Here is a 23,872-nt window from a genome sequence, read left to right on the forward strand (position 1 = left end):
TTTAATCAGTGGGGTTTTTCTTCATCCCCACTGATTATTAGCCCTCACCAATCGGACTTTTATGGGCAGTTGATCCCCCTCCTAACTTCTTTGCTTTCGCTGAATTTTGAGGTGGGGATCTTACTGCCCATTAAAGTGGGATAAAGATTGTCCAGCACGGGTATGCTGTAAGCTTTCAGCAGTAATGACCATATTTGCTGCTGGCATCTGCACTTGATTCTTATGAAGCATAGACATTAATTCAAACCTTACTTGTCTAGAAGTTTCAAAATAATCTTCTGGCTTTATTAAACCTGTAATACAAAATTCATACCCAACGTATTTAAGATTCGGATTTAAATCTGTAACACCAACATATTTAAACGGCTCAACAGCTTCATCCTCTACTTTATAAAGACTCGGGGCCAATTTTTCATTACAATTCACACAAACTTCTTCTAACAATTCCTTAATTCTTGTAGGATCTTCCTGATAACTTACCGTAATCCGTTCAATTACGCGCATCCATCCTTTATTAAAATTTTGTATCGTTCTAATCTCTCCATGTGGTATAGTTAGGAGTTTCCCTGACCATTCACGAATTTGCATAAAACGAATACTAATTTCCTCAATCGTTCCTGAATTTGTTCCGTTAAAAGTAACAAAATCTCCAACACGAAACTCTTTGTCCGCTAATCGCGCAAAGCCTAATATAACATCTTTTAGCATCTGTTGTGCAGCAAAACCGATAACAACCCCCGCTATCCCTGCACCTGCAATGATACTTTTTATATCTACAAATTGGCTAATTAAATATATGATTAGACTAATGATAATGATATATCTAAAAATAGATCGAATCACACTTTGAATCGTTTGCTCTACCTCTTCATCAAAAAAGCTTGATTTCCTAAAAAACCAATCAATAATACGGTTGATTACAAATGAGATAATGATTAGAACTAAAGCAAATAGTAAAAATCTTAAAAGTAAAAACTCTCTTACATAATTAAAAAATTCTTCAGTATACGTTAATAAACTCATCCATCCACACCCTTAACTAATGAAAATTTCATGAAAAACTAATTTATTGTTATATCTTTTGATTTACTTAATACTTGTTACACTTTCTTCTATAAATATACCCTTTTTCATCAACTAAAGGGAGATAACGATACATTTTTTTATAAGTGACTTTATTTTAAGACCTCAATACTTCCCTAAACAAAAGGGGCATATTAATACAACGCCGAATTGTTCATTTGAAAATATTTTGACTCGCGGAGGTTACTTACAATGGGCTATAACGTAAAAAGAGACCTTTTAAATTAAAGGCCTCTTTTTCACTTTACTTCTGCATGTAAGCATGACTTAAAATGTCCAAGTGCAAATTCATGTCCTTGCGCATTAAAAGATGCAACCGCTTTTTCATAAACTACAATTTTAAATCCTTTATTATAAGCGTCTACTGCTGTGTGAAGAACACAAATATCAGTACAAACACCAACAAGATGAACTTCTTCTATTCCTCTTTCTCTTAACTTCATCTCTAAGTCTGTTCCTGCAAATGCACTATATCGTGTTTTATCCATATAATATACATTCTCTGCATTTTTATATGTTTCGTATACATCTTGTAATTCACCAAACAAATCTCTTCCATTTGTACCTGCTATGTTATGAGGCGGGAATAACTTTGATTCTGGATGATATGCATCGTTTTCTTCATGTTTATCAATCGCAAAGACAACGTAATCTCCATTTTCAATATATTGCTTCGTTATATGTACAATTTCCTTCTCAATTTCTTGCCCTGGTTTCCCGCAAGTTAAAGCACCTTTTTCAGCTACAAAATCATATGTATAATCAATATTAATAAGAGCTCGTTTCATAACTACTCTCTCCCCTTCTTCTGTTTCACAGTAAACAATAGAAAATTTGTTATTACGACATCGTATGTCCTATTCGACATTTCAAATGAAATACCTACATTTCTCTTTTAAAACTTACCTTAATCCGAGTTTATCATAAAAAAGATAAATAATGATAAAACAAATAGCTCCTATTAACAAATCATGAATTTGATAATTGAATGTAATTTGAATAGCCTCTTGTATAGTAAACCAAATTACTGACATCTTTATACTAATCAAGGCGATACGAATACATCGATTCACACCTTCAACCTCTTTCTCTACCATAGTAATAACAAGTGAGTTCTTCCTACTTAATCGTATTAGAAAGCGAAACAAGTTATTCACTATTACATCCGCTAGTCCAAACAAAAAAGCACACTACTTTTTGAGTAATGTGCTTTTTATCCTTAATTAAGACGCAGGTTTTGTTTCAAATGTTGCTTGATTAAAACTAATAACCTTTCCTTTCGGGTCATTGTTTTCATACTGAACTGCAGTAATCGTATGATTACCTGTCTCAAGCATCTTTTCTTTTAATTGTACGGTTGTCTGTGTTGTACTAGTGACTTGATGTTTATCTGCATATACTTGATCTACAAATATAAACGTTTCTTTATCGTTTTGAAAATTAGAAAGCTCTAATTCAACTTGCTGAATTAAAGTATCCTTTTTGATGAACACAGCCGGTATATTACCATTTTCAGACGTGCCATCTGGCGTAATAACTTTCACTTTTCCTTCTCCTCCTGGCACCGATCCTTCAGGAAATACAACTACATTCTCATTACTTGCGTTTACAACTTTTTCTTCCTGCTTTGATTGTGTACCCTCTTTTTCCTGTGGAGTACCGCAACCAGCTAGTAACAATACAGACAATCCAGTGATTATGAATTTTTTCAAAATTCATCCCCCCTGTCATTTCATTATAATTTATTATACAAAAATAACTTTTAAATTTTAAGACTACTTTCAACACTTTCATGAACAAATAGAATATTGCTCACGATTAATGTATCATACTTTCCTTAATAGAACATTAATTTTTTTTATGAAATAAATAGTAATTCCCTCTTATCTATCATTTTAGCCCAACAGATTAATTACATACCTCTCCAAAATAAAAAGACATTGTTCATACAATGTCTTTTTATTTTGAGCTTTAAAAAACAAATGTTGTAATCTCATCTACTTCTTTTCTTGGAAGTTTCTTCGGCTTATCTTTCGGGAAACCAAGTGAAATAACCATATTTATTTGTTTTTCAGGCTCAATTTGTAAATATTGTCGTAGTTCATCTTGAGCTAACAATACCGGTCCTGTCATCGGACAAGTACCAAGCCCCTTCGCATGCGCAGCTAACATTAAATTTTGTGCTGCTAAACAGCTACTCTTAATCCCTTCTTCTTCCCAAACTGAATCTGGAACAAAAGCAATTGGATCAAATATCTTTTCGCGAAATTTTGATTCATATGGTGTTGCCAAACACACGATTAATACTGGTGCCTCCGAGAAAGCTGTCGCATATGTTCCGAAAGAACGTGTAAGTAATTTCCCTGCTTTCTCTTCTCCGTTTTCTGCCGCTTTTGCCGCAAGTTTATGTAATGCATCCCATGTCATTTGTTCAATTTCTTTAATTTTCTCTCGGTTCATTATGACCAAAAACTCCCAAGTTTGTGAGTTCGTATCACTAGGTGCATAACGAGCACAATCAATAATTTCTTTTATATCACTAGTGGATACTTCTTGTTCTGTGAACTTCCTAACACTTCGTCTACCGTGAATTACTTCTTTAAAATCTTCATAATTCATACATTAAATCCCCTTTTTACAGCGTTTTCAAATCTTGTCCTATGCTTGAATTATATCATGAAAAAAAGCTGGAGGAATACCAGCTTTTTTCTTCAATATTAGTTCGTAACTTTAAACAAACGAATACTTTCTTCATATGCAACTTGGAGTTTCTTTGTAATTAGTCCTCTTCCACCGGTTCCAAACTGTTCATCACCTATTTGAACGACTGGGAATATTTCAAGTGGTGTCGCTGTGAAGAAGCACTCATCAGCTTCAAATACTTCTTGTAGTGAAAATTCTCGTTCTTCTACTTCAATATGTAACTCTTTCGCTAATGTAATAACGAATTTACGTGTAATGCCGTGGAGAATGAAATTGTCAGCCGGATGTGTAATCAATTTATTATTTTTCACCATAAAGAAATTTGAATGACACCCTTCCGTTACAATTCCATCTCGTACTAATATCGCTTCTTGATAGCCTTGTTCGTTTATTTTATTTTTAATCATAATATTAGGTAGCAAGTTTAAAGATTTTATATGACAGAACTTCCAGCGTATATCCTCTTCTACAGTAACTTTTATCCCTCGTTCCATTGCAGTAATTGGCCTTGGAAACGAAACTATATTTGCAAAATATGTTGGTTCCATATTTGATTCATACACATGATTACGTGCTTGAGCACCCCTTGATATTTGCAAATATACATTCCCATCTTCTTGAAAGTGATTTTTTTCAATCATTTGATGTAACTCTTCCACCAACTCTTCCTTAGTAAACGGCGGAATTAGTTTTATTTCTTCCATAGAATTAAAGAATCGTTCTAAATGTAAATCTAATAAATGTGGCTTCCCATCATATAGTCTGAATACCTCATATATACCATCCCCAAATTGAAAGCCTCTCTCCTCTAATGGAATCATCGGCTGTTCTTCCTTCGTATTTACCATTCTTCCGTTAAACAAAATCCAATCTTTATGAGTAGCTTTCATTTATTCCCACTCCTTTATTCCATGATTGGTTTAATTGTACAACTTATCCGCATTCAAAAGAAGGAATTTTCTGTATTTTATAAATAAAAAAGCACATCACCCATTTAAAGTGATGTACTCGACCGTTCATTTATTTTAGAAAATATTTTTCAATATCATCTAACATAAGATTTGCAGCTACAATACCACCTGCTGTATTCCAAATCACTTCATCTACTTGGAATACTTTATTATCTTTAGAAGCCTGTAACTGCTTAAAGAGTGGATCTTCTGTCCATTCTTTCGCTAACGTGGTTCCTTCATTATTCTTATCCGCATCTTTATCAGATGTGAAATAGAATATATAGTCCCCGTCCATATTTGGAATTTGCTCTTTTGTAATTCCTTTTATCGCAAATTCATCTTTATCTTGTAGTGGTGGTCGTTTAAATCCAATATCATTTAATACAACGCCTGAGAATGAATTTTTTTGATAAATACGAACATCACCTGGGACGAAGCGAATAATGGAAACTTTAGAATTAATTTTATCACCTAATTGTTCTTTTATTGCTGCAATACGCTTTTTATAATCATTAAGAGCATTTTGCCCTTCTTTTTCTTTATTTACAGCTTTTGTATAAAGCGTAAAGTTTTCTTTCCAATCACCGCGCAATGTTTCAGCATATACTGTTGGCGCGATTTCTTTTAACTGCTCGTATATTTTTTCGTGACGCATTTTGTTTCCGATAATTAAATCCGGCTGAAGCTTCATTACCGCCTCTAAATTAATGTCACGCTCAGTTCCTACTACTTTCGTATTTTTTAACTCTTTCGCTAAATGAGTATACCATTCATCACCAGCACGTGGTTTTGTCGTTCCAACTGGCGTTACCCCAACAGTTAAAAGTGCCTCAGCACCCTCATTTGTTAAAACGACAACTCTTTTTGGCGTACCATTTACTGTCGTTTCACCCATTGCATGCTTTATACTATATGAATCTTTTGCCTTTACAGATGTATCTTTATCTTTCTTTTCTTCTTCTTTATCGCACCCTGCGATTACGACCATTAATAACATAACGCAAAGTATAAAAATATTTTTAGTGCGTGTCATAAGTCCTCCTATTTGAAAATGATTATCATTTACATCTAAAGATTAATGTATATCTCATACATTGTCAATAGATATATCAGAAAACTTTTTCAATATATATAATTTCAACCTCATTTTTATTCAAAATATTTTTGTTCTTATTTGCTACTCACATTTTTTAACCGTAACATGTGAAAAAGAAATGGGCATAAGAAAGTAATTGTAATTCCAGTCAATACATAACGTAAATAATACATATCAGGTATTATTTTTTTTAGTATGAGCTGTATCATGAACATGAAACTAAGACCTAATACTGTTTTTACTACTTGTATTTTAAAATTATTATTTTCATTCATTTTAATAAAATGATTTTCTAACATGATTCCAATCGTAGAACCTGTCAAAACCCCTAGTAATTTAAAATTATCTATATTAAACATACAAAAACGATACCTCCTAAAAAATTTCCTTCTGCTATTTGTCAGCACTTAAGATAAAGTGAAACTTTAATCAGTGGGGGTTTTCCTCATCCCCACTGATTATTAGCCCTCACCAATCGGACTTTTATGGGCAGCCCGACCCCCACCTAACTTCTTTGCTTTCACTGAATTTTGAGGTGGGGGGCTTACTGCCCATTAAAGCGGGATAAACTAGTTGATTCACATTTCAAATTTATACACCTACTTACGTTACTGATTAAGAATACATAGTACCACATACTAACAACAGATAATATGTAGGATCATCTAATCATTTCAATAAATTAAAATGAATTTTTGAGCTTTATATACAAAAACACCTGTATCTTGTTATCACATTTCTTATATTTCATCTCAGATTGCACCCATTACAGTTCGTATTGTGTGTTGTATGGAACTTCTATTAGATAAAGCTGTTTCTTTCAAAGCTATTACAAATACAAAAAAACCGCCTTATGTAAGGCGGTTTCTATCATTTTGCTTTAACCAATTTAAAATAAATATATACGATTGATAGTGAATATAACGTATGCAAAACAAAAGGAATAAAAGAGCTATTCCAGTGCTACTATACAGCAAACCGAACTTTAAAAAAATATTTATAAGCGGCGGGAAGTTCGTTACATTTTGTAATGTAATCAGCATACAAAATAAAAGGAAAAACACAGGGGCATATTGTAATTCATACGGCTTTTTCTTCTTATTCATTCTTTTTCGAATGAACATATGGATTAGCTCTGCTACTAGAAAACACGCTCCAATTAATACAAGACCAGAAGTCATCGTCATATATCCACCTGCCTAATATTTATCCCGCGTAACTACGCATCGTTAAATTTTCTTCACATATATTCCATCTTCTTCATTAAAACCAAAGCTCTCTATGAAAAATTTAGCTTGTTCCGTTAATTCCGTTTGTATTACTTTTATCTCTTTCACATTTCTTTCTTTCATCATCGTTTCAAATGTAAAATACGTATTTGTTCCATAACCGTAACTTTGATAATCAAAGTGAATAATTAACTGAGATAAAACCGCACTCTCCTCTTGAACACGATAATCTATTACACCAATATATGTATCATCAACTTTCACACAATACTGTACCTGATTCTCACTTAAACTATGTGAGCGAAACATTTCTTTAACAACGTTTTCATTTTCTACACTTACTTTTTCAAACGTAATCATATGTTGTCCATCCTTTTACTATTATTGTATCAATAATTCGTTCTATTTATGAAAAAAACCTTAAGATCATATGCGATCTTAAGGTTTTTCTAATTAAACTAAGCTATACGCACGTTTCGTTTCTTCGTGGAACTTATTCGTATCGTATTTATGCTCAACATAAATTTGGTGCCATACCATAAACGCAAGTACAGTCCAAATTTTACGGCTATAATCGCCTTTATCTGCACAATGTGCTTCCAGTAAGTTTAATACGTACTGTTTGTCGATTAAATGCTCTGTTTTACTCTCGTTTATAATATTGATAGCCCAATCATGCATTTCGTCTTTTAACCAGTGACGAATTGGTACTGGGAATCCAAGTTTTTTACGATCTAATACGTGATCTGGAACGATTCCGCGTGCTGCTTCACGTAAAATAGCTTTCGTAGTTCCGTTAGCAATCTTAAATTCAGTTGGAATTTTAGATGCAACATCGAACACTTCTTTATCTAAGAACGGTACACGAAGTTCTAATGAATTTGCCATTGTCATTTTATCAGCTTTTAATAAAATGTCACCGCGTAACCATGTGAACATGTCAATGTACTGCATTTTGCTTACATCATCATAATCTTTAATTTCGTTATACAATGGTTTCGTGATATCCATATAGTTAACACTTTCATTGTAATACTTCATTAATTCAACTTTCTCTTCTTCACGGAAGATTTTCGCATTTCCATAGTAACGCTCTTCAATTGGCGTACATCCACGCTCTAGGAAGCTCTTTCCTTTAAAGCCTTCTTTAAGAGCACCACTTAATGCTTTTAGAACGCTCTTACCTGGGCTAGGAATGTAAGAGAACATTTTTAGTGAGTTTGGCTCACGGTAAATGTTATACCCACCAAATAGCTCGTCTGCACCTTCACCTGAAAGAACAACTGTTACATGCTTACGTGCTTCTTTTGCAACGAAGTACAATGGTACAGCTGCTGGATCTGCTAAAGGATCATCCATATGCCAAATGATTTTTGGGAACTCATCCATAAACTCTTTCGCTGAAATGAATACGTTATGGTTTTTAACCCCTAATTTCTCAGCAGTTTCTTTGGCAACATCAACTTCACTGAAGCCACGTTGTTCAAAACCAATAGAGAATGTTAAAAGATTTGGATTCATTTCTCTTGCGATAGAAGCGATAATAGATGAATCGATACCACCAGATAAGAATGAACCTACTGGTACATCACTGCGCATATGCACTTTTACTGAATCATATAACACATCACGAATTGCTTGGATATGCTCCTCTTTCGTTGCGCTTGAAGCATTGAAATAAGGTTTCCAGTAGCGATGGATTTCCATCTCTTTACCAACTTCTTTTACGAAATAATGACCAGGCTCGATTTTATTAACATCAATTGTTAATGTTTCTGGCTCTGGACCATATTGGTACGTAAAGTAATGTTGTAGTGACGTTGGATTAACGCCTTTATCTTCCATCACATGCATAATACTTTTCTTCTCAGATGCGAAGAATGTAGTATCACCTTGTTGTGCAATGTATAAAGGTTTAATACCAAAGTGGTCACGTGCACCGAAAAGTTTCTTCTCTTCACGATCCCAAATCATAAATGCAAACATACCACGAAGATAGTCTACACATTTTTCTTTCATATGTGCATACAATGCAATGATAACTTCTGTATCAGATTGCGTTGCAAACGTTGCACCTTTTTCAAGTAACATTTCACGTAATTCTACATAGTTGTAAATTTCACCATTAAAAATAATTACATATCGATCATTTTCATAAGTTAGCGGCTGATGTCCTGCCTCTAAGTCAATGATGCTTAAACGGCGGAAGCCAAATTGTACATGTTCATCACGAAAATATCCTTCGTCATCTGGACCGCGGTGGAAAATCATCGTGTTCATATTTTCAAATTGATGTTTTTCTGTTTCTGAAAACTCTCTAGGGTTTTCACATAAACATCCTACAAAACCACACATACTTCTTACCCTCTTTCAGTTTTCATTCTGTCTATATACTACTATATCAACCCTATTTATACTAGCATAATCAATTGAATATGGCGACCAAAAACTATAAAAAAATCACTCCATTTCACATTTTTAACAATTTTTTATGAAAACATGAAAACTAGGCAATCACCTTTCTCCGCTTTTGTCATATGATATTGCAAATTGATTTCTAGGAGGGAATACCATGAGTGAAGAAAAAAAAGACACTTCTCGCCCACCGGTTCGCAATTATTTAAAGCAAATTGATGATTTTTTCGAGCAAACACCACTTCGCAATGTAATCGCTGATTTAAATCATTTTTTCCAAAAAGGAAACCGTTTATTAACATTCCCTGTAGATTTATATGAAGTTGGTGAAGAACTCGTTGTTACAGCTGAACTACCAGGTATACAAAAAGAACAAATTCAAATTGAAATACAAAGTGAATACTTAAAAGTCTCTGTAAAAGAAGAAATACTTGAAGAGGCCGAGGAAGAAACATCTCATAACTATTATCGCCGAGAACGTTCCATTTCAGAAGCATCAAGATTGATTAAATTACCGTACTCAATTAATAAAAAAGCAGCGAAAGCTTCGTATCAAAACGGCGTGTTAGAAATTCGAGCGCCAAAGTTACCACAACAGCATGACATTTTATCCATAGACTAATGTAAAAAAAGAAGGGTGCTTTGCACCCTTCTTTTTAATCCACTAATCGCTTCATATCACGTATAATGTCTTCGTACGGCGTATTACTAATGCCACTATACTTTTTCATTACTTTTCCGTTTTGATCAATTAAGTAAAATGATGTTCCATGTATAACTTGACCATTCTCAGGTTTATCTACAAGTGATTGGAAATTATCTTTTGAAAACTTTGTAATATCTTCTAACGAATAACCCGTTAATAAGTTCCAGTTACTAGTATCCTCTGTAAACTTTTGAATGAAAGCCTTTAGATTCTCCGGCTTATCAAGGTCTGGATCTACACTAAACGAAACAAACTGAACGTCTAATTTCTCTTCTTTTGCCATCTTTTGCAGTTTTGCCATATTAGCAGTCATTGGTGGACAAACTGTTTGGCAATTTGTGAACATAAAGTCAGCAACCCAAACTTTTCCTTTTAAATCTTTTGTACCAAATGACTTTCCATCTTGGTTTGTAAATTGGAAAGTTTCTAAATCCCAATTCAGTGGTTTACGAAGCTTTGAACCTGATCCACTACATCCAGCAAGTACAAAGAGACAAAATACAACCATAAGACCAATTACTTTTTGATAACGCTTCATTTATAAACCTCTTTTCTCTATCCTAAATTTAAATAGGTTATGTTTATCATAACAAAAGTTAACACTACGAGAAAATTGTTTACTACATTTGTTCACGAAATCGTACGAATTTACGTATGTTACTTCTTTATTTCAAGCCAATTACTAGACAAAATTTATTTTTTTACTATTATTTCTCTAAATAGAAGCTGCAAAACGAACTTAATTGTTACTTTTGTAAATGCATCCCCCTATTTTTTAACAATACCTTAAACATTCATCCATGTTATACACTGTATTCCTTAACAACATTTCGGTACAATACAATTACAACGATTTTAAATGAGGTGATGTTCATGACAAAACGTTATGAAAATATGGACAATGTAAGCACAAAAAAATCAATTCGTTCCTTCCTACGTTGGCGAAAAGAGCGAAAACAAAATAAAAAGGATTTTTCTTTTTTAGTAGAACAATCACCTGTTAAACAAAGTAAATTCCTACAAAACAACTTTGAAAAGACGACTGTAACTTGGATTGGTCATTCCACATTCCTTATCCAAATGAATGGATTAAATATATTAACAGATCCAGTATGGGCTTCAAAATTAAAATTAGTTCCTAGACTTACGGAACCTGGTCTTTCTATACAAGAACTACCTAAAATTGATATTGTCCTCATTTCGCACGGTCATTATGATCATTTAGATTTTTCAACGCTTCGCCAGCTAAATGATGATGTTTTATACTTAGTACCTATTGGGCTGAAAAAATTATTTACTCGCAAAAAATTTACTAACGTAGAAGAGTATAATTGGTGGGGAAATACAACAGTTAGTGATGTTTCCTTTCACTTTGTCCCTGCCCAGCACTGGACGAGAAGATCCTTATTTGATATGAATACATCTCACTGGGGCGGATGGATTATTAATAATGAAACAACGAAAGAAACCATTTATTTTTGTGGTGACAGTGGCTATTTCCAAGGTTTCAAAGAAATTGGTAAACGCTTTTCAATTGATATTGCTCTTATGCCAATTGGAGCTTATGAACCAGAATGGTTTATGAAAATATCTCACGTTTCACCTGAGGAGGCTGTGCAAGCTTATTTAGACTTAAACGCTACACACTTTATACCAATGCATTACGGAACTTTTGCACTCGCAGATGAAACACCTCGCGAGGCAGTAACAAGGCTTCGAAATAATTGGAATTTACGTATGTTACCGTGGGAACAACTGCATGTACTCTTTTTAGGCCAAACTTTCACTTATAATAGCGTAACAAATGATAAGCAAACAAATGAAAAAATTGAAACATTACAAGTATAACGTAACTACTTATTTTCAATATCCAACATATACTATAGAAAATCATAAAGTGAAACTGTAATCAGTGGGTGTTTTCTATGAATGAATATCTGCAGACTCGCTATATCATTAGCAGTAGTGCCTGTATAGCCCTTCTTATTTCTTACTTTCTATTCACATAAAGTGAAGCTTTAATCAATGGGGGCTTCCTCGCCCATTGATTATTAGCCCACACCAATCCGGCGTTTACGGGCAGCCTGACTCCAACCTAACTTCTTTATTTTCGCTAATTTTTGAGGTAGAGGGTTTTATCGCCCTCAAAAGTCGGCATAAAAAGTCGGCATAAAAAAGCTACTTGAAAATTCATTTCAAGTAGCTTTTTTATTACTCTGCTAAATACATAAATCCGATTGCACCCGGACCTGTATGAGTACTAATAATAGGCGTTGTAAAGAAAATTTCTGATTTAGCAAATCCACTTACTTTTTCAACAGCCGCTTTTACATTTTCAGCTAAAGGAATTGCTTTCGCATGTGGAATTGCAACAGCTTTTACAACTTTTCCAGCTGTATCTTCCTCAAATAACTTAGCTAACGTTTTTACAATTTGACCTTGGCTACGCACTTTCGTTACAGGGTTATAAACACCATCTTCAAGGCTAGCAATTGGCTTTATGTTAAGTAGCGAACCGATAAACGCTTTTCCTTTACCGATACGCCCACCCTTCACTAAATTTTCTAATGTATCTACTACTACATATAAACGAGTATTCTTTCTCACTTCATCTACACGTTTTAAAATTTCTTCTAGTGAGCGTCCTTCATTTGCCATTTTTGCAGCTTCTATTACTTGATATGCTAAAGCATGTGTAATAAATTGTGAATCAACAACTGTTACTTTTGTGTCGGTCATTGATGCAGCACTATTGGCAGTTGCAACAGTACCACTCATTCCACTTGTCATATGAATGGAAAGTACTTCACTTCCATCTTCACCTAACTTGTCATACATTTCTACAAATGTACCCATTGCCGGTTGTGATGTTTTTGGTAATTCCTCTGATTTGATCATTTCCTCAATAAATTCATCAGGTTGTAAATCGACGCGATCTAAATATGTTTGTCCATTTACAGAGATTGATAATGGTAGCACATGAATGCCATACTTTGCGATTACATCCTGCGTTAAATCTGCAGTTGAATCTGTTACAATTTTAATTTTTTGCATATTATATTCTTCCCTTTCCAATACGCTCTCCTTGTTATTATACTAGCATTCCCTGTGCTTTCAACAATTTCGAACAAATTTCACCAAATTAATTATATTTTTATACCTAAAATGAAAAAGACAGAGTTTACTAACCCTGTCCATACTCCGTATCATGCATTTTTTTCAAGGGTATTTGTATTATATACATTTAAATAATCATTCCACTTCAAACAATTTTGTAAATATTCACGGAATGAATACGAAAATCTTGGGTGCTTTTGTTTTTGAATTTTTGCAATAAATAATTGAAGACGGGACTGAATTAAAAACGATAATGGATGCTGCGCCTGTAGGACAGGGATTTCGAATATTTTAATACAATCCCCTGTTGAATGAGTGAAATAAAAACTTTTCGTAATCACAATATCAATCCTCTTTTTCATTGGATTTTTGAACTTCCTCTACTTTACGCTGTAACACGTTGTTTATAGTGGAGACTTCTATGAATACAAAAGGATACTTAGTCAACCCCTGTAGTCCTTTTGTTTAGAAGATTTATACTCTATTCATCTCCACCTAATCCATCCTCCGTCCTAAATATCCGATAAGACAGTAATCTCGTTATCCGTATATTGCTTAATGATTTTAGTATAAACTTAGTAAAGCGCAAAGTTTGTCTAAATTTTGGAGATTCTATAATTTTTTTCTTCTTTATATTGTATACGTTTATAGCTATAGTATAACAACTAAATAAAAAAAGTGCCTTTATAACGAGGCACTTTTCGACTGGATTTCTTCTTCTCTTTTCTTTTTTCTCTTACTAACAATCTTTGATAAAGCGATACTAATTTCATAAATACAAATTAGTGGTACCGCAACTAAACTATGAGATAAAAAATCTGGCGGAGATATACACGATGCAATGATAATCAATGCTACATAAGCATACCTTCTTATTTTTATTAGAAATTCCGCCGTCAATAGTCCTATACTCGTTAAGAACATTACGACTACAGGCAATTCAAAAATCACAGCAAATGGAACTGTTAAATTAAGAACAAAATGAAAATACTTTTCTGTCGTAAACATCGTATTAAACATTTCATTACCTATCGTAGTTAAAAAATGAAATAAAAATGGCATTACAATGAAATATCCAAAACATAAACCTGCAATAAATAATATAGACAATACCGGTATATACATTACTGTCATTTTTTGTTCATTTGGATGTAAACCCGGTTTTACAAATAACCAAATTTGTATAGCAGCAAAAGGAATTGTACAAACGATAGCAAATACTGTGGCAATCGAGAAAAAAATCCACAATACATCACTTGGACCGAGAACAGTTAATTTCATTGGTAAATCTTTTACAAGCCAAAAATAAATATCCTTCGTAAAAGTAAATCCAACAATTAAAAATAGCACAAAGGATAGCACTGTATATATTACTCGTTTGCGAAGCTCAACTATATGTTCTACTACACTCATTTCCCGATCTTCCATCTCGTTCACCACACTTTATTTATCCATTACAAGGAAAATTCATTACATTTTTTCTTTCTTTTCCTTCTCTTGAAATGCATCATCAGTCAATTCTTTCGTTGATTTTTTAAATTCTTTTAACGTTTCCCCTAAAGCCTTTCCGATTTCCGGCAATTTTTTCGGCCCAAATAAAATGAGTACAGCTACTAAAATTAAAATTAATCCTGGAAAGCCAATATTTGAAAACATTTCTCCATCCCCTTTATTAGTAGATTCCTTGTCCTACTATTGCATAATTTTATTTTGTCAAAAAAGTTTGAAAACGTCAACAAAACCATTGCCTTTTGTCAAAAAAATTCAAAAATATAATCAATTATACAAATTTCATTTTCTATTGCTCTTGTGTATGATATGGTAAGGGAAACGACATATTATTTTATGATAGTAGAAAGGATTTGCATTATGACTGAAAAAATGACACGAATGACACAATTTGTGAAAGAAGAAATTGCAAATGCAATTACACATGGTATCGGTGCCATTTTAAGCATCCCTGCCTTAATCATATTGATTATACATGCCTCTAAGCACGGTACCGCATCTGCTGTAGTTGCATTTACGGTTTATGGTGTAAGTATGTTCTTACTGTATTTGTTTTCGACATTGTTACATAGCATCCACCATCCAAAAGTAGAAAAATTATTTACTATACTAGATCACTCAGCCATTTATTTATTAATCGCTGGCACATATACTCCTTTTTTACTGATTACGCTTCGTGGACCATTAGGCTGGACGTTACTCGCTATAATATGGACACTAGCAATCGGAGGTATCGTCTTTAAAATTTTCTTTGTACGCCGCTTTATTAAAGCATCAACATTATGTTATATCATCATGGGTTGGCTCATAATCGTTGCAATTAAACCACTTTATGAGAATCTTACTGGACATGGCTTTTCACTACTTTTAGCGGGCGGAATTTTATATTCAGTAGGGGCTATATTCTTCCTTTGGGAAAAGCTTCCTTTCAATCATGCCATTTGGCATCTTTTCGTTTTAGGTGGTAGTGCGATGATGTTTTTCTGCGTACTCTTTTATGTTTTACCTACAGCATAAAAAAAGGTTTCAGCTTATATAAGCTGAAACCTTTTTTATTGATTATGTAATTGTGATGCAATAACATCCTGTGTATGCTTCGTTAACTCTTTAATATCCATATTCGCATACTCTTCAGGTGTAATCGGCTTAGAAATTGTTACTGTTGCATGAGCTGGTTTCATACGGTTTCCATTCGCTTCAAACATTTTATATGTCCCATCTAATGTTACAGGTAAGATTGCTACACCAGATTTTACTGCAAGGTGAAAACTCCCAGCCTTAAACTCTCCAATTTCGCCACCCTTACTTCTCGTTCCTTCTGGGAAGATTACGATAGAATGTCCATTCTTTAATAGTTCAATTCCATCTTTAATCGCTTGAAGAGATTGACGACGATCATTACGATTCATAAATACACAATTCATAAGTTCCATCCAAGTTGGTACAACTGGGAACTTTTTAATCTCTGCTTTTGAAACGAATCCAATTGGTTTATTTAAGTTACCTAATAATACAGGAATATCCATATTACTTTGATGATTACTTACAACTAGTACCGGCTTATCTTTTGGAACATTTTCAAGTCCCTTTACTTCAACTGTAGATCCAGCTACACGTACCATTTTCTTACCAAACCAATTTGTCGTTTTGTACACAACATTATCTTTTTCTTGTGGCGACATCGTATTTACTTGTCTTTTGAGACGCCACATTCTCGGTGTAATCGCAATTACGATTAAAATTAAATAAAAAATTTTAAAAAACGTTTGAATCATACAGAACCCCCACCTATTATCACTCCGACCTTCATTATACTAGACAAACGAAGGAAAATGAAGAAAAAATGTCCAAACAACAGGTGTTTGGACATTTTTAAATATTCTATATTAGAAACGTTTTGCTAATTCACGAGCATTAGCAATTGCTGCTTCTTTAATTTCTTGTGCTTTTTCAGGGTTTGCATTCATACCTTCAACTGCAATATATTCAGTATCATTTACACCGACGAATCCTAATACTGTTTTTAAGTGATTGCGACCGAAGTCTACAGATGCGTATGCTCCTTCAGAATAAACGCCACCTGTTGCTTGAATGTGAAGTGCTTTTTTGCCTTCTAATAAGCCAACTGGACCATTTTCAGTATACTTGAATGTTTTACCTGCAATTGCTACGTTATCTAAGTATGCTTTTACTACTGGTGGATAGCTAAAGTTCCACATTGGAGTTACGAATACATAACGATCTGCATGCATAAATGTTTCTAAGTTTGTGTTCATTGCTGCAACTTTTTGTTGTTGAGCTTCAGTTAAAGTTTCAAAACCTTCACCTGCTGCAAATTTACCCCAAGCAGCGAATACATCTGCATCGATTGCCGGTACTGTAGTGTTGAATAGATCAACTGTTACAACTTCGTCTTGTGGATGTTCGTTTTTATAAGCTTCGATGAAAGCTTCCCCTACTGCCATTCCGTAAGAACCTTCTGCTGAATTTGGATTTGCTGTAATAAATAGTACTTTTGTCATTGTATTCTCTCCCTTTTATACATTTTATCTTTAATTCAAGATTTATAATTTGAAAGTAAATAACTTACCTTATGTAAGTATAATACAAAAAGTTATATGCAATGTCAATAAAAAATAGCTACTTTTTTTTCGTAAGTTAATGATTTATTTTGTTTCTTTAAAATTCAGTATACAGATATTAAGAATTCTTACATATAAATGGGCTACCTCTACAAATGATAGAGATAGCCTTTTTTTACATATTATTTTTGAAACACATGTTTCACTTTTTCAGCTGGAATGTTACTTCCGCCTCTACCTTTTACATCTTCAATCATCATTGTAATGACCATATCTGGTGAATTTAAATCAAATGCAGCGAACCAGCCTAGTTCTTTTCCTTCGGCTTCTTTTGATACTTTTAATTCCGCTGTACCTGTTTTTCCAGCAAGTGTCTTACCATCAATTTTAGCAATTTTTCCAGTACCATCTGGATCATTAATTACTTTCGTCATAGCAGTTTTTAATATATCCTGATTGCCTTTTGAAATGACATTCTCTTTCCAAACTTTTGGTTGCTTATCTGTTTTAATAATATATGCAGAAGGTATGTTTCCATCATTAACAATTGGTGCGTACGTTAATGCTAGATGGAGTGGCGTCATTAATACTTGCCCTTGTCCATAACCTGTGTCTGCCATTTGAATATCGTTTTTAATACCATCATTTGCGATTTTAGAAGCTGGGAATCCATATTCAATTGGTAGTTTCTCATCGAATCCGAATTTTTTCGCTTCACTCATAAATTTATCTTTTCCGATTTTCAAAGCTTCTTGTGCGAAATAAATATTATCCGAGTATTTCATCGCTTTATCAAAGTCAATCGGATTCGCATCTTTTACACGTGTTACATAATAATTACCCCAAGAAGAATCTTTTGTCCATTTCAATCCTTCAATTTTCAACTCTTCTTTTGGATCAATTGTTTTCGTTTCAAGACCGATTGCAGCTGTAATAGGCTTAAATACAGATCCTGGAACTGATAATTGTGTAAATCGATTCGTCATCGGTTTCTTCGGATCATTATTCCATGCTTCGCGTTGTGCTTTTGATGTCCCTCTTGCAATTATGTTAGGATCATATGCTGGGCTACTTACAAGTGCAAGTGTTTCTCCACTTTTCGGATTAATTGCAGCGCTTGAACCAGCCTCGCCTTTCATTTCATTATAAGTTTTTTCTTGAACAGCACTATCAATCGTTAAAGTTACATTTTCTCCATCAACAGCATCTGTTTTTGCTAAATTTTTAATTTCTTTTCCTTGTGCATCTTCTACAAAGACACGGCCGCCTTTTTTACCGCGTAGCTTTTCTTCTAGTACTTGCTCTAAACCAGCTTTACCTACTGGATCATCTGCTTGATAGCCTTTCTTTTGTAGCGTTTTTAAATCTTCAGCATTCACTTTTCCAATATAACCAGTAAGATGTGCTGCTGCTTCCCCTAACGGATATGTACGAACATTTACTGGTTTTGTTGAAACACCTGCTAAATCAATGTACGTATTTTGTGTTGCCCCTTCAGGCAAAATTCCAATTGGTACGAGATACCCTGGTTTTACCCATTTAGCAGCTAGTTTTTGATCAATTTCTTCTACAGACATATTTAATAACTTTGCTACTGTCTCTTTCGTTTGCGGAGCAGTATCGTCTAGTTTTTCTGGAACTATTCCAATTTCAGAAGCTTTCCCATTCGTTGCAAGAGCTTTCCCATTACGATCGTATATTTCTCCGCGTTTTGGCTCTGTCGTTTGCATACGCACTTTACTATCTTTTGTCATACCTGGGAAGATAAAATCAGGAGTCCAATCTATTTTCCAAGATTCCTTATCTCCATCTTTTTCTTTCACCATTTTTGCTTCATGACCAAAAGTGACTTTACCGCCAACTGTATCCATACTTACTTTAAAAGGAACAGGGCCTTCATCTTTTTTATCTTCTTTTACTTCCCCTGTTTCTACTTTTAAATCTTTCACTTCAATGCCAGAATAAATTTTTTCATATTTCTCAGTGAATTCTTTCTTTGAAATATCTTTTTTTGCCTTTTCTGATAATTGATCATACATTTCTGCAAACTTTTGTTTATTCCATGCTTTTGCATATGTATTAAACGCGTCTTGTGGTTTTTCTTCTTTACCGCATCCGACTAACATGAATGTTAAGCAAAGAAAAAGAATCCCCCATATCTTTCTCAATCGATTCTCCTCCTCTTTCTATTTGAATACTCTTGAAAAATTTAGCATTTTTTCATGCTATTTATCATTATAGCACTATTGAATATCATCTATAAACTTATATTGATGAATACAAATAAAAAAATTGATGTGAATGTTCACATCAATTTTTATAATTATTGCTGCTTCTCATATACATGGTAATAGTACGTATACGGATTTTTTTCATCTGTTAAACCTTTTTCTACAAAAATCTCTTTCCAATTTGTCATATCCATTTCTGGGAAGAATGTATCCCCTTCAAATGCATAGTGGATTTTTGTTATATATAATTTATCTACGTAAGGTAAAAAGAGATCATAAATTTGCGCTCCGCCAAAAATAAAAATTTCCTCTTCATTTTTGCATAGTTCAAACACTTCTTCCACAGAATGTGCTACTTCACAGCCTTCAACATGATACCCTTCATTACGAGTTACAATAATATTACGTCTGCCAGGCAGTGGTCTACCAATCGCTTCGTAGTTCTTTCTGCCCATAATAAGTGAATGACCCATCGTTGTTTTCTTTACATACTGTAATTCACTTGGTAATCGCCAAGGTAAATTATTATCTTTACCAATTACTCTATTCTCGTCCATTGCAACCATAAATGAAACAATCATCTTTTCATCTCCTCTACAATTATACTGCAACCGGTGCTTTAATTGCTGGGTGTGGATCATATCCTTCAATCGTTAAGTCTTCCATTTCAAAATCAAACACAGATTTCACATCTGGGTTTAATGTAAGTTTCGGGAATGGACGTGGTTCACGTGCCAATTGCTTTTCTACTTGTTCAAAATGATTCGTATAAATGTGAGCATCTCCAATTGTATGAACAAATTCTCCTACTTCAAGTCCGCATTCATGTGCAATTAAATGTGTTAGTAGCGAGTAGCTTGCAATGTTAAATGGAATTCCAAGGAATATATCTCCACTTCTTTGATATAGCTGACAAGAAAGTTTGCCATCCGCTACATAAAATTGGAATAGCGTGTGACAAGGAGGTAATGCCATACTTGGTACATCTTCAGGATTCCAAGCAGAAACAATTAGACGACGTGAGTCCGGCGTTTTTTTAATCATTTCAATTACATCTTTTAATTGATCAAGCGCCTCACCAGCTGTCGTTTTCCAGGCACGCCACTGCTTTCCGTATACGTCTCCTAAATAACCATATTTATTTGAGAAATCATCATCTTCTAAAACGTTCTTTTTAAACAATTCCATTTGCTCATCGTATTGCACTTTAAATTCCTCATCTTGTTGTGAGCGAAGACCGAAATCAGTCATATCAGGACCAGTATATTCGTCACTTTCTACCCAGCTCTTAAATGCCCATTCATTCCAAATGTTATTATTATGCTGCAATAAATAGCGAATATTTGTGTCACCTTTCATAAACCAAAGCAGTTCACTTGCTACAAGGCGAAATGGAACTCTCTTTGTCGTTAATAAAGGAAAACCTTTACTTAGATCAAAACGCATTTGATATCCAAATACAGATACAGTGCCTGTCCCTGTACGATCTTCTTTCTTCGTACCATGCTCCATTACATGGCGGCATAAATTTAAGTATTCATATTCAGCATGTTCCATATGTAGAAAAACCTTCTTTCAATCGTATATGAAATTTATCATAACATGAAAAACAGTGAATTTAATAATCCACGTCAATAAAAAATATTTCTATATAAACAGAATTCTACTTCCATATATTTTTACAAAATGTAAATGTATAATCCCCTGACCCTAAATCCCTTTCAATGTTATGTTCCGATTTCCAACTTGTTTCGTCCATCCGTAATGTAGCACTCGTATTAGGTGGTACAGATACATGTAAAAATGCTTGTTCCTTTTCTACACACCACTCAATCTTAATTTCTCCGTAAGCTGTTTCACGTTTCACTTTCATCCATTCTATATCCGAATCAAAATGTGGTTGTATATAAAAATGTTTATATGCAGGGTTTTTTTCTTCCACTTCTAATCCAACAATATATCGGTATATCCATTCAACGATAGAGCCATAGGCGTAATGATTATAAGAATTCATACTATCATTCCAAAGTGTTCCATCCTCTTTCACGCCATCCCAATGTTCCTAAATCGTTGTGGCACCTTTTTTCACTTGGTATAACCATGAGGGATAATCTTCATGAAATAGAAGCTTACAAGCAAGATCATGACGGTTAAACGTGCTTAATATTAAATTTAAATATGGTGTTCCTATGAAACCAGTTGTTAAATGATTTTTACTTTCTTTTAAAAGCTCAATTAACCGATTAAATACTTTCTCCCTCATATCATCTTTCACTAGTTCAAAAAGAAGTACTAATATGTGAGCTGTTTGGGTATTCGAAATTAACCTACCATTTGGTGTAACGAATTCATTTTGAAACGCTTGAACAATATTTGCATGTAATTCTTTATAAAACGTAGCATCTGTATGTTCACCTAAAATCTCAGCAACCTTTCGTAAAAGTGATGTAGAATACGCATAATAAGCTGTCGCAATAAAATGCTTGTCTGTTCCGCCTTCATATACATCGGGTTTCGTATCTAATGCAAGCCAATCCCCTAAATGATAGCCTGTATCCCATAAATACTCGTTCTCACCTTGTGAACGTATGTAATCTATATACTTCTTCATACTGTCGTATTGTTCTTTTAAAATTGATACATCTCCGTAATGCAAATAATGAACCCACGGACAAATAACTGCTGCATCGCCCCAACCACCAGAAGTATCTAAATCAAAATCTTCTCTTTTCCCAAAAGCATCTGGAATAACTAAAGGCACAGCTCCATTAACATTTTGATCTAATGATAAATCTTGGAGCCACTTTTTAAAGAACAATTGTACATTCATAATTTGCGTAGCTGTCCCAATGAACATTTGTGCATCTCCTGTCCATCCAAGTCGATCATCTCGCTGAGGGCAATCTGTTGGCACATCAAAAAAATTCCCTCTTTGAGACCATTCCACATTATGATGAAGTTGATTGATTAATGGATTTGACGTTTCAAATTCAGTCGCTTTTTCCATATCTGTATGTAATACAATTCCTTCAAAATCTGCTATTTGAGGCGGCTGAGTTAATCCACTTATTTTCACATATCTAAAGCCTTGATATGTAAAATGAGGCTCAAACGTTTCCTCTTGCTCTCCTTTTGCTATATACACTATTTTTTGTTTTGCCTTTCGGAGATTTCCAGCGTAAAAATTACCATCTTTATTCAATATTTCAGCATGATGCAATTCTATCTTTTGGCCAATATAAACATGACGGACTGTAAATCGAACCCAACCTACCATATTTTGCCCCATATCAATGAGCCATTCGTGATTCGGTAGTTTTGAAATAGAAATCGGTTTTATAATTTTCATTTTACGAATTGATTTATTTTCCTACGCAACAATTATTTGTTTAGAATGCTCAAGTACTTCAACATCTTCTAGCTCTTGCCCACTTTCTTCTAGCCTAGCATCGTATACTTCACCTTCATAAATTTCTGAGTACAAAATTGGGCTTGAAGTTACCTTCCATGTTTCATCCGTTACAATTTTTTCTTTCGTTCCATCTACATACGTTATATGTAATTGAGCAATTATTGCTCGTCTTCTCCCATAATAATTACGTACATGATGTACGGTAATCGGCCCTTTATACCAGCCATTACCTACCAGTACAGAAATATCATTTTGCCCAATCTTTAATAAATGTGTTATATCATACGTTTGATACAATACTCTCTTATCATAACTTGTCCAACCAGGAGTAAAATAACAATCTCCAATACGCTCACCATTTATAGAAGACTCATATAACCCTAAACTTGTGATATATAAACGTGCTGTTTTAACTACTTTTTTAATAGAAATATTTTTATTAAAAGACATAACCTGCGTTCGCTCTTTTTTCGCAGCAATCCAGTTTCCCTTCCAGCTATCTTGCTCTTGTAACCCAGTCTCCCAAAATGCTACTTTAGACCAAGATGATTCTTCTCCGTAATTATCCCATACCTTTACCCGGTAATAATAACGCGTCTCTGCTCTGTATGAAAATGAATTGATTGGTATATGTAAACTTTGATCTGTTTCTACTTTTTGCGAATCAAACATAATAATCTCAAAATCTCTATCCTTCGCAACTTGCAATTGATAAGCAAGTTGTTTTACATTTCGGTTACTCGATTCCAGCTGCCAACTCATTTTCACAACTTTTGAATCTATACCTATCGGATTTTTTTTATTATCGCACAGCACCCTCTTTATTGTTAGCACAC

The 23,872-nt window shown here is 33.9% G+C and carries 23 protein-coding genes and 2 pseudogenes; 3 read left to right on the top strand and 22 right to left on the bottom strand.

Annotated elements, in window-relative coordinates:
• Positions 1 to 120: 120 nt before the first annotated feature.
• The 11 genes and pseudogenes from MR115_RS27545 to asnB form a co-directional block, all read right to left on the bottom strand.
• A complete protein-coding gene (locus tag MR115_RS27545; RefSeq protein ID WP_242243425.1) occupies positions 121 to 1,023 on the bottom strand; it encodes a mechanosensitive ion channel family protein in 903 nt (300 codons plus the stop codon).
• A gap of 299 nt (positions 1,024 to 1,322) precedes the next feature.
• Complete coding sequence (locus tag MR115_RS27550; RefSeq protein WP_242243428.1) at positions 1,323 to 1,871, bottom strand: cysteine hydrolase family protein; 549 nt, start codon at positions 1,869 to 1,871, stop codon at positions 1,323 to 1,325.
• Between the two features lie 114 nt (positions 1,872 to 1,985).
• Positions 1,986 to 2,240 carry a hypothetical protein gene (locus MR115_RS27555; RefSeq protein ID WP_242243430.1) on the bottom strand — a complete coding sequence of 85 codons (255 nt, stop codon included), beginning with the start codon at positions 2,238 to 2,240 and terminating at the stop codon, positions 1,986 to 1,988.
• Between the two features lie 66 nt (positions 2,241 to 2,306).
• Positions 2,307 to 2,795, bottom strand: coding sequence for a putative periplasmic lipoprotein (locus MR115_RS27560; RefSeq protein WP_242243432.1), 489 nt, complete (start codon positions 2,793 to 2,795; stop codon positions 2,307 to 2,309).
• Between the two features lie 259 nt (positions 2,796 to 3,054).
• Positions 3,055 to 3,702, bottom strand: a complete 648-nt coding sequence (locus MR115_RS27565) for a nitroreductase family protein (RefSeq protein ID WP_242243433.1) — start codon at positions 3,700 to 3,702, stop codon at positions 3,055 to 3,057.
• Positions 3,703 to 3,800: 98 nt separating this feature from the next.
• Complete coding sequence (dat, locus tag MR115_RS27570; protein ID WP_242243434.1) at positions 3,801 to 4,676, bottom strand: D-amino-acid transaminase; 876 nt, start codon at positions 4,674 to 4,676, stop codon at positions 3,801 to 3,803.
• A 130-nt stretch (positions 4,677 to 4,806) separates the two neighbouring features.
• Positions 4,807 to 5,772 (bottom strand): ABC transporter substrate-binding protein, encoded by a 966-nt coding sequence (locus MR115_RS27575; protein ID WP_242243435.1) that lies wholly within the window; start codon positions 5,770 to 5,772, stop codon positions 4,807 to 4,809.
• A gap of 137 nt (positions 5,773 to 5,909) precedes the next feature.
• Positions 5,910 to 6,200 (bottom strand): annotated as a pseudogene (locus MR115_RS27580) (phosphatase PAP2 family protein); the annotation flags it as partial.
• 486 nt (positions 6,201 to 6,686) lie between these two features.
• Positions 6,687 to 7,016: a hypothetical protein gene (locus MR115_RS27585; protein WP_242243457.1), complete on the bottom strand. Its 330-nt coding sequence runs from the start codon at positions 7,014 to 7,016 to the stop codon at positions 6,687 to 6,689.
• A gap of 48 nt (positions 7,017 to 7,064) precedes the next feature.
• A complete protein-coding gene (locus MR115_RS27590; RefSeq protein WP_242243438.1) occupies positions 7,065 to 7,424 on the bottom strand; it encodes a GNAT family N-acetyltransferase in 360 nt (119 codons plus the stop codon).
• A 93-nt stretch (positions 7,425 to 7,517) separates the two neighbouring features.
• On the bottom strand, positions 7,518 to 9,419 hold the full coding sequence (gene asnB, locus MR115_RS27595; RefSeq protein WP_000333823.1) for an asparagine synthase (glutamine-hydrolyzing): 1,902 nt from the start codon (positions 9,417 to 9,419) through the stop codon (positions 7,518 to 7,520).
• A gap of 217 nt (positions 9,420 to 9,636) precedes the next feature.
• Between asnB and MR115_RS27600 the strand changes: the two genes are divergently transcribed.
• Positions 9,637 to 10,101: an Hsp20/alpha crystallin family protein gene (locus MR115_RS27600; protein ID WP_063262767.1), complete on the top strand. Its 465-nt coding sequence runs from the start codon at positions 9,637 to 9,639 to the stop codon at positions 10,099 to 10,101.
• 34 nt (positions 10,102 to 10,135) lie between these two features.
• On the opposite strand, the gene MR115_RS27605 is transcribed toward MR115_RS27600, so the two are convergent.
• The gene (locus tag MR115_RS27605; RefSeq protein WP_061679538.1) at positions 10,136 to 10,723 is read right to left on the bottom strand and encodes an SCO family protein; all 588 of its coding nucleotides are present in this window, start codon (positions 10,721 to 10,723) and stop codon (positions 10,136 to 10,138) included.
• A gap of 335 nt (positions 10,724 to 11,058) precedes the next feature.
• Here MR115_RS27605 and MR115_RS27610 point away from each other — a divergent pair, with 335 nt between their 5' ends.
• Positions 11,059 to 12,033: an MBL fold metallo-hydrolase gene (locus tag MR115_RS27610; RefSeq protein ID WP_242243440.1), complete on the top strand. Its 975-nt coding sequence runs from the start codon at positions 11,059 to 11,061 to the stop codon at positions 12,031 to 12,033.
• A gap of 363 nt (positions 12,034 to 12,396) precedes the next feature.
• Here MR115_RS27610 and MR115_RS27615 read toward each other — a convergent pair whose 3' ends face one another.
• From MR115_RS27615 to MR115_RS27630, 4 genes are all read right to left on the bottom strand, one after another.
• Positions 12,397 to 13,239, bottom strand: coding sequence for a DegV family protein (locus tag MR115_RS27615; protein WP_242243442.1), 843 nt, complete (start codon positions 13,237 to 13,239; stop codon positions 12,397 to 12,399).
• A 152-nt stretch (positions 13,240 to 13,391) separates the two neighbouring features.
• Positions 13,392 to 13,643, bottom strand: a complete 252-nt coding sequence (locus MR115_RS27620; RefSeq protein ID WP_033656333.1) for a DUF2535 family protein — start codon at positions 13,641 to 13,643, stop codon at positions 13,392 to 13,394.
• A 343-nt stretch (positions 13,644 to 13,986) separates the two neighbouring features.
• Complete coding sequence (gene tatC, locus MR115_RS27625) at positions 13,987 to 14,730, bottom strand: twin-arginine translocase subunit TatC (protein WP_242243443.1); 744 nt, start codon at positions 14,728 to 14,730, stop codon at positions 13,987 to 13,989.
• A 42-nt stretch (positions 14,731 to 14,772) separates the two neighbouring features.
• Positions 14,773 to 14,958, bottom strand: coding sequence for a twin-arginine translocase TatA/TatE family subunit (locus MR115_RS27630; protein WP_000492443.1), 186 nt, complete (start codon positions 14,956 to 14,958; stop codon positions 14,773 to 14,775).
• Between the two features lie 213 nt (positions 14,959 to 15,171).
• On the opposite strand from MR115_RS27630, the gene trhA reads away from it, so the two are divergent.
• Positions 15,172 to 15,828 carry a PAQR family membrane homeostasis protein TrhA gene (gene trhA / locus MR115_RS27635; protein ID WP_061679535.1) on the top strand — a complete coding sequence of 219 codons (657 nt, stop codon included), beginning with the start codon at positions 15,172 to 15,174 and terminating at the stop codon, positions 15,826 to 15,828.
• A gap of 35 nt (positions 15,829 to 15,863) precedes the next feature.
• Here the strand turns inward: trhA and MR115_RS27640 are convergent, their stop codons facing one another.
• The 6 genes and pseudogenes from MR115_RS27640 to MR115_RS27665 form a co-directional block, all read right to left on the bottom strand.
• A complete protein-coding gene (locus MR115_RS27640; protein ID WP_242243445.1) occupies positions 15,864 to 16,586 on the bottom strand; it encodes a lysophospholipid acyltransferase family protein in 723 nt (240 codons plus the stop codon).
• Between the two features lie 111 nt (positions 16,587 to 16,697).
• The gene (locus MR115_RS27645) at positions 16,698 to 17,333 is read right to left on the bottom strand and encodes an FMN-dependent NADH-azoreductase (RefSeq protein WP_132132055.1); all 636 of its coding nucleotides are present in this window, start codon (positions 17,331 to 17,333) and stop codon (positions 16,698 to 16,700) included.
• A gap of 242 nt (positions 17,334 to 17,575) precedes the next feature.
• On the bottom strand, positions 17,576 to 19,561 hold the full coding sequence (gene pbpC, locus MR115_RS27650) for a penicillin-binding protein 3 (protein WP_242243447.1): 1,986 nt from the start codon (positions 19,559 to 19,561) through the stop codon (positions 17,576 to 17,578).
• Positions 19,562 to 19,716: 155 nt separating this feature from the next.
• Positions 19,717 to 20,205, bottom strand: a complete 489-nt coding sequence (locus MR115_RS27655; protein ID WP_063262762.1) for a dihydrofolate reductase — start codon at positions 20,203 to 20,205, stop codon at positions 19,717 to 19,719.
• Positions 20,206 to 20,224: 19 nt separating this feature from the next.
• Positions 20,225 to 21,181 (bottom strand): thymidylate synthase, encoded by a 957-nt coding sequence (locus MR115_RS27660; RefSeq protein WP_242243449.1) that lies wholly within the window; start codon positions 21,179 to 21,181, stop codon positions 20,225 to 20,227.
• A gap of 106 nt (positions 21,182 to 21,287) precedes the next feature.
• Positions 21,288 to 23,870: pseudogene (locus tag MR115_RS27665) on the bottom strand (family 78 glycoside hydrolase catalytic domain).
• Positions 23,871 to 23,872 lie beyond the last annotated feature (2 nt).

Source organism: Bacillus cereus group sp. BfR-BA-01309 (genome assembly GCF_022664315.1).
Classification (GTDB): Bacteria; Bacillota; Bacilli; order Bacillales; family Bacillaceae_G; genus Bacillus_A; species Bacillus_A mobilis.

Coding starts and splice junctions, on each gene's coding strand:
- MR115_RS27660 (WP_242243449.1), bottom strand. CDS start 21,181: ATGGAACATGCTGAATATGAATACTTAAATTTATGCCGCCATGTAATG.
- MR115_RS27615 (WP_242243442.1), bottom strand. CDS start 13,239: ATGCAAAAAATTAAAATTGTAACAGATTCAACTGCAGATTTAACGCAG.
- MR115_RS27610 (WP_242243440.1), top strand. CDS start 11,059: ATGACAAAACGTTATGAAAATATGGACAATGTAAGCACAAAAAAATCA.
- MR115_RS27605 (WP_061679538.1), bottom strand. CDS start 10,723: ATGAAGCGTTATCAAAAAGTAATTGGTCTTATGGTTGTATTTTGTCTC.
- MR115_RS27545 (WP_242243425.1), bottom strand. CDS start 1,023: ATGAGTTTATTAACGTATACTGAAGAATTTTTTAATTATGTAAGAGAG.
- MR115_RS27585 (WP_242243457.1), bottom strand. CDS start 7,016: ATGACTTCTGGTCTTGTATTAATTGGAGCGTGTTTTCTAGTAGCAGAG.
- trhA (WP_061679535.1), top strand. CDS start 15,172: ATGACTGAAAAAATGACACGAATGACACAATTTGTGAAAGAAGAAATT.
- MR115_RS27655 (WP_063262762.1), bottom strand. CDS start 20,205: ATGATTGTTTCATTTATGGTTGCAATGGACGAGAATAGAGTAATTGGT.
- dat (WP_242243434.1), bottom strand. CDS start 4,676: ATGAAAGCTACTCATAAAGATTGGATTTTGTTTAACGGAAGAATGGTA.
- MR115_RS27565 (WP_242243433.1), bottom strand. CDS start 3,702: ATGAATTATGAAGATTTTAAAGAAGTAATTCACGGTAGACGAAGTGTT.
- asnB (WP_000333823.1), bottom strand. CDS start 9,419: ATGTGTGGTTTTGTAGGATGTTTATGTGAAAACCCTAGAGAGTTTTCA.
- tatC (WP_242243443.1), bottom strand. CDS start 14,730: ATGGAAGATCGGGAAATGAGTGTAGTAGAACATATAGTTGAGCTTCGC.
- MR115_RS27645 (WP_132132055.1), bottom strand. CDS start 17,333: ATGACAAAAGTACTATTTATTACAGCAAATCCAAATTCAGCAGAAGGT.
- MR115_RS27640 (WP_242243445.1), bottom strand. CDS start 16,586: ATGATTCAAACGTTTTTTAAAATTTTTTATTTAATTTTAATCGTAATT.
- MR115_RS27550 (WP_242243428.1), bottom strand. CDS start 1,871: ATGAAACGAGCTCTTATTAATATTGATTATACATATGATTTTGTAGCT.
- MR115_RS27600 (WP_063262767.1), top strand. CDS start 9,637: ATGAGTGAAGAAAAAAAAGACACTTCTCGCCCACCGGTTCGCAATTAT.
- MR115_RS27630 (WP_000492443.1), bottom strand. CDS start 14,958: ATGTTTTCAAATATTGGCTTTCCAGGATTAATTTTAATTTTAGTAGCT.
- MR115_RS27590 (WP_242243438.1), bottom strand. CDS start 7,424: ATGATTACGTTTGAAAAAGTAAGTGTAGAAAATGAAAACGTTGTTAAA.
- MR115_RS27575 (WP_242243435.1), bottom strand. CDS start 5,772: ATGACACGCACTAAAAATATTTTTATACTTTGCGTTATGTTATTAATG.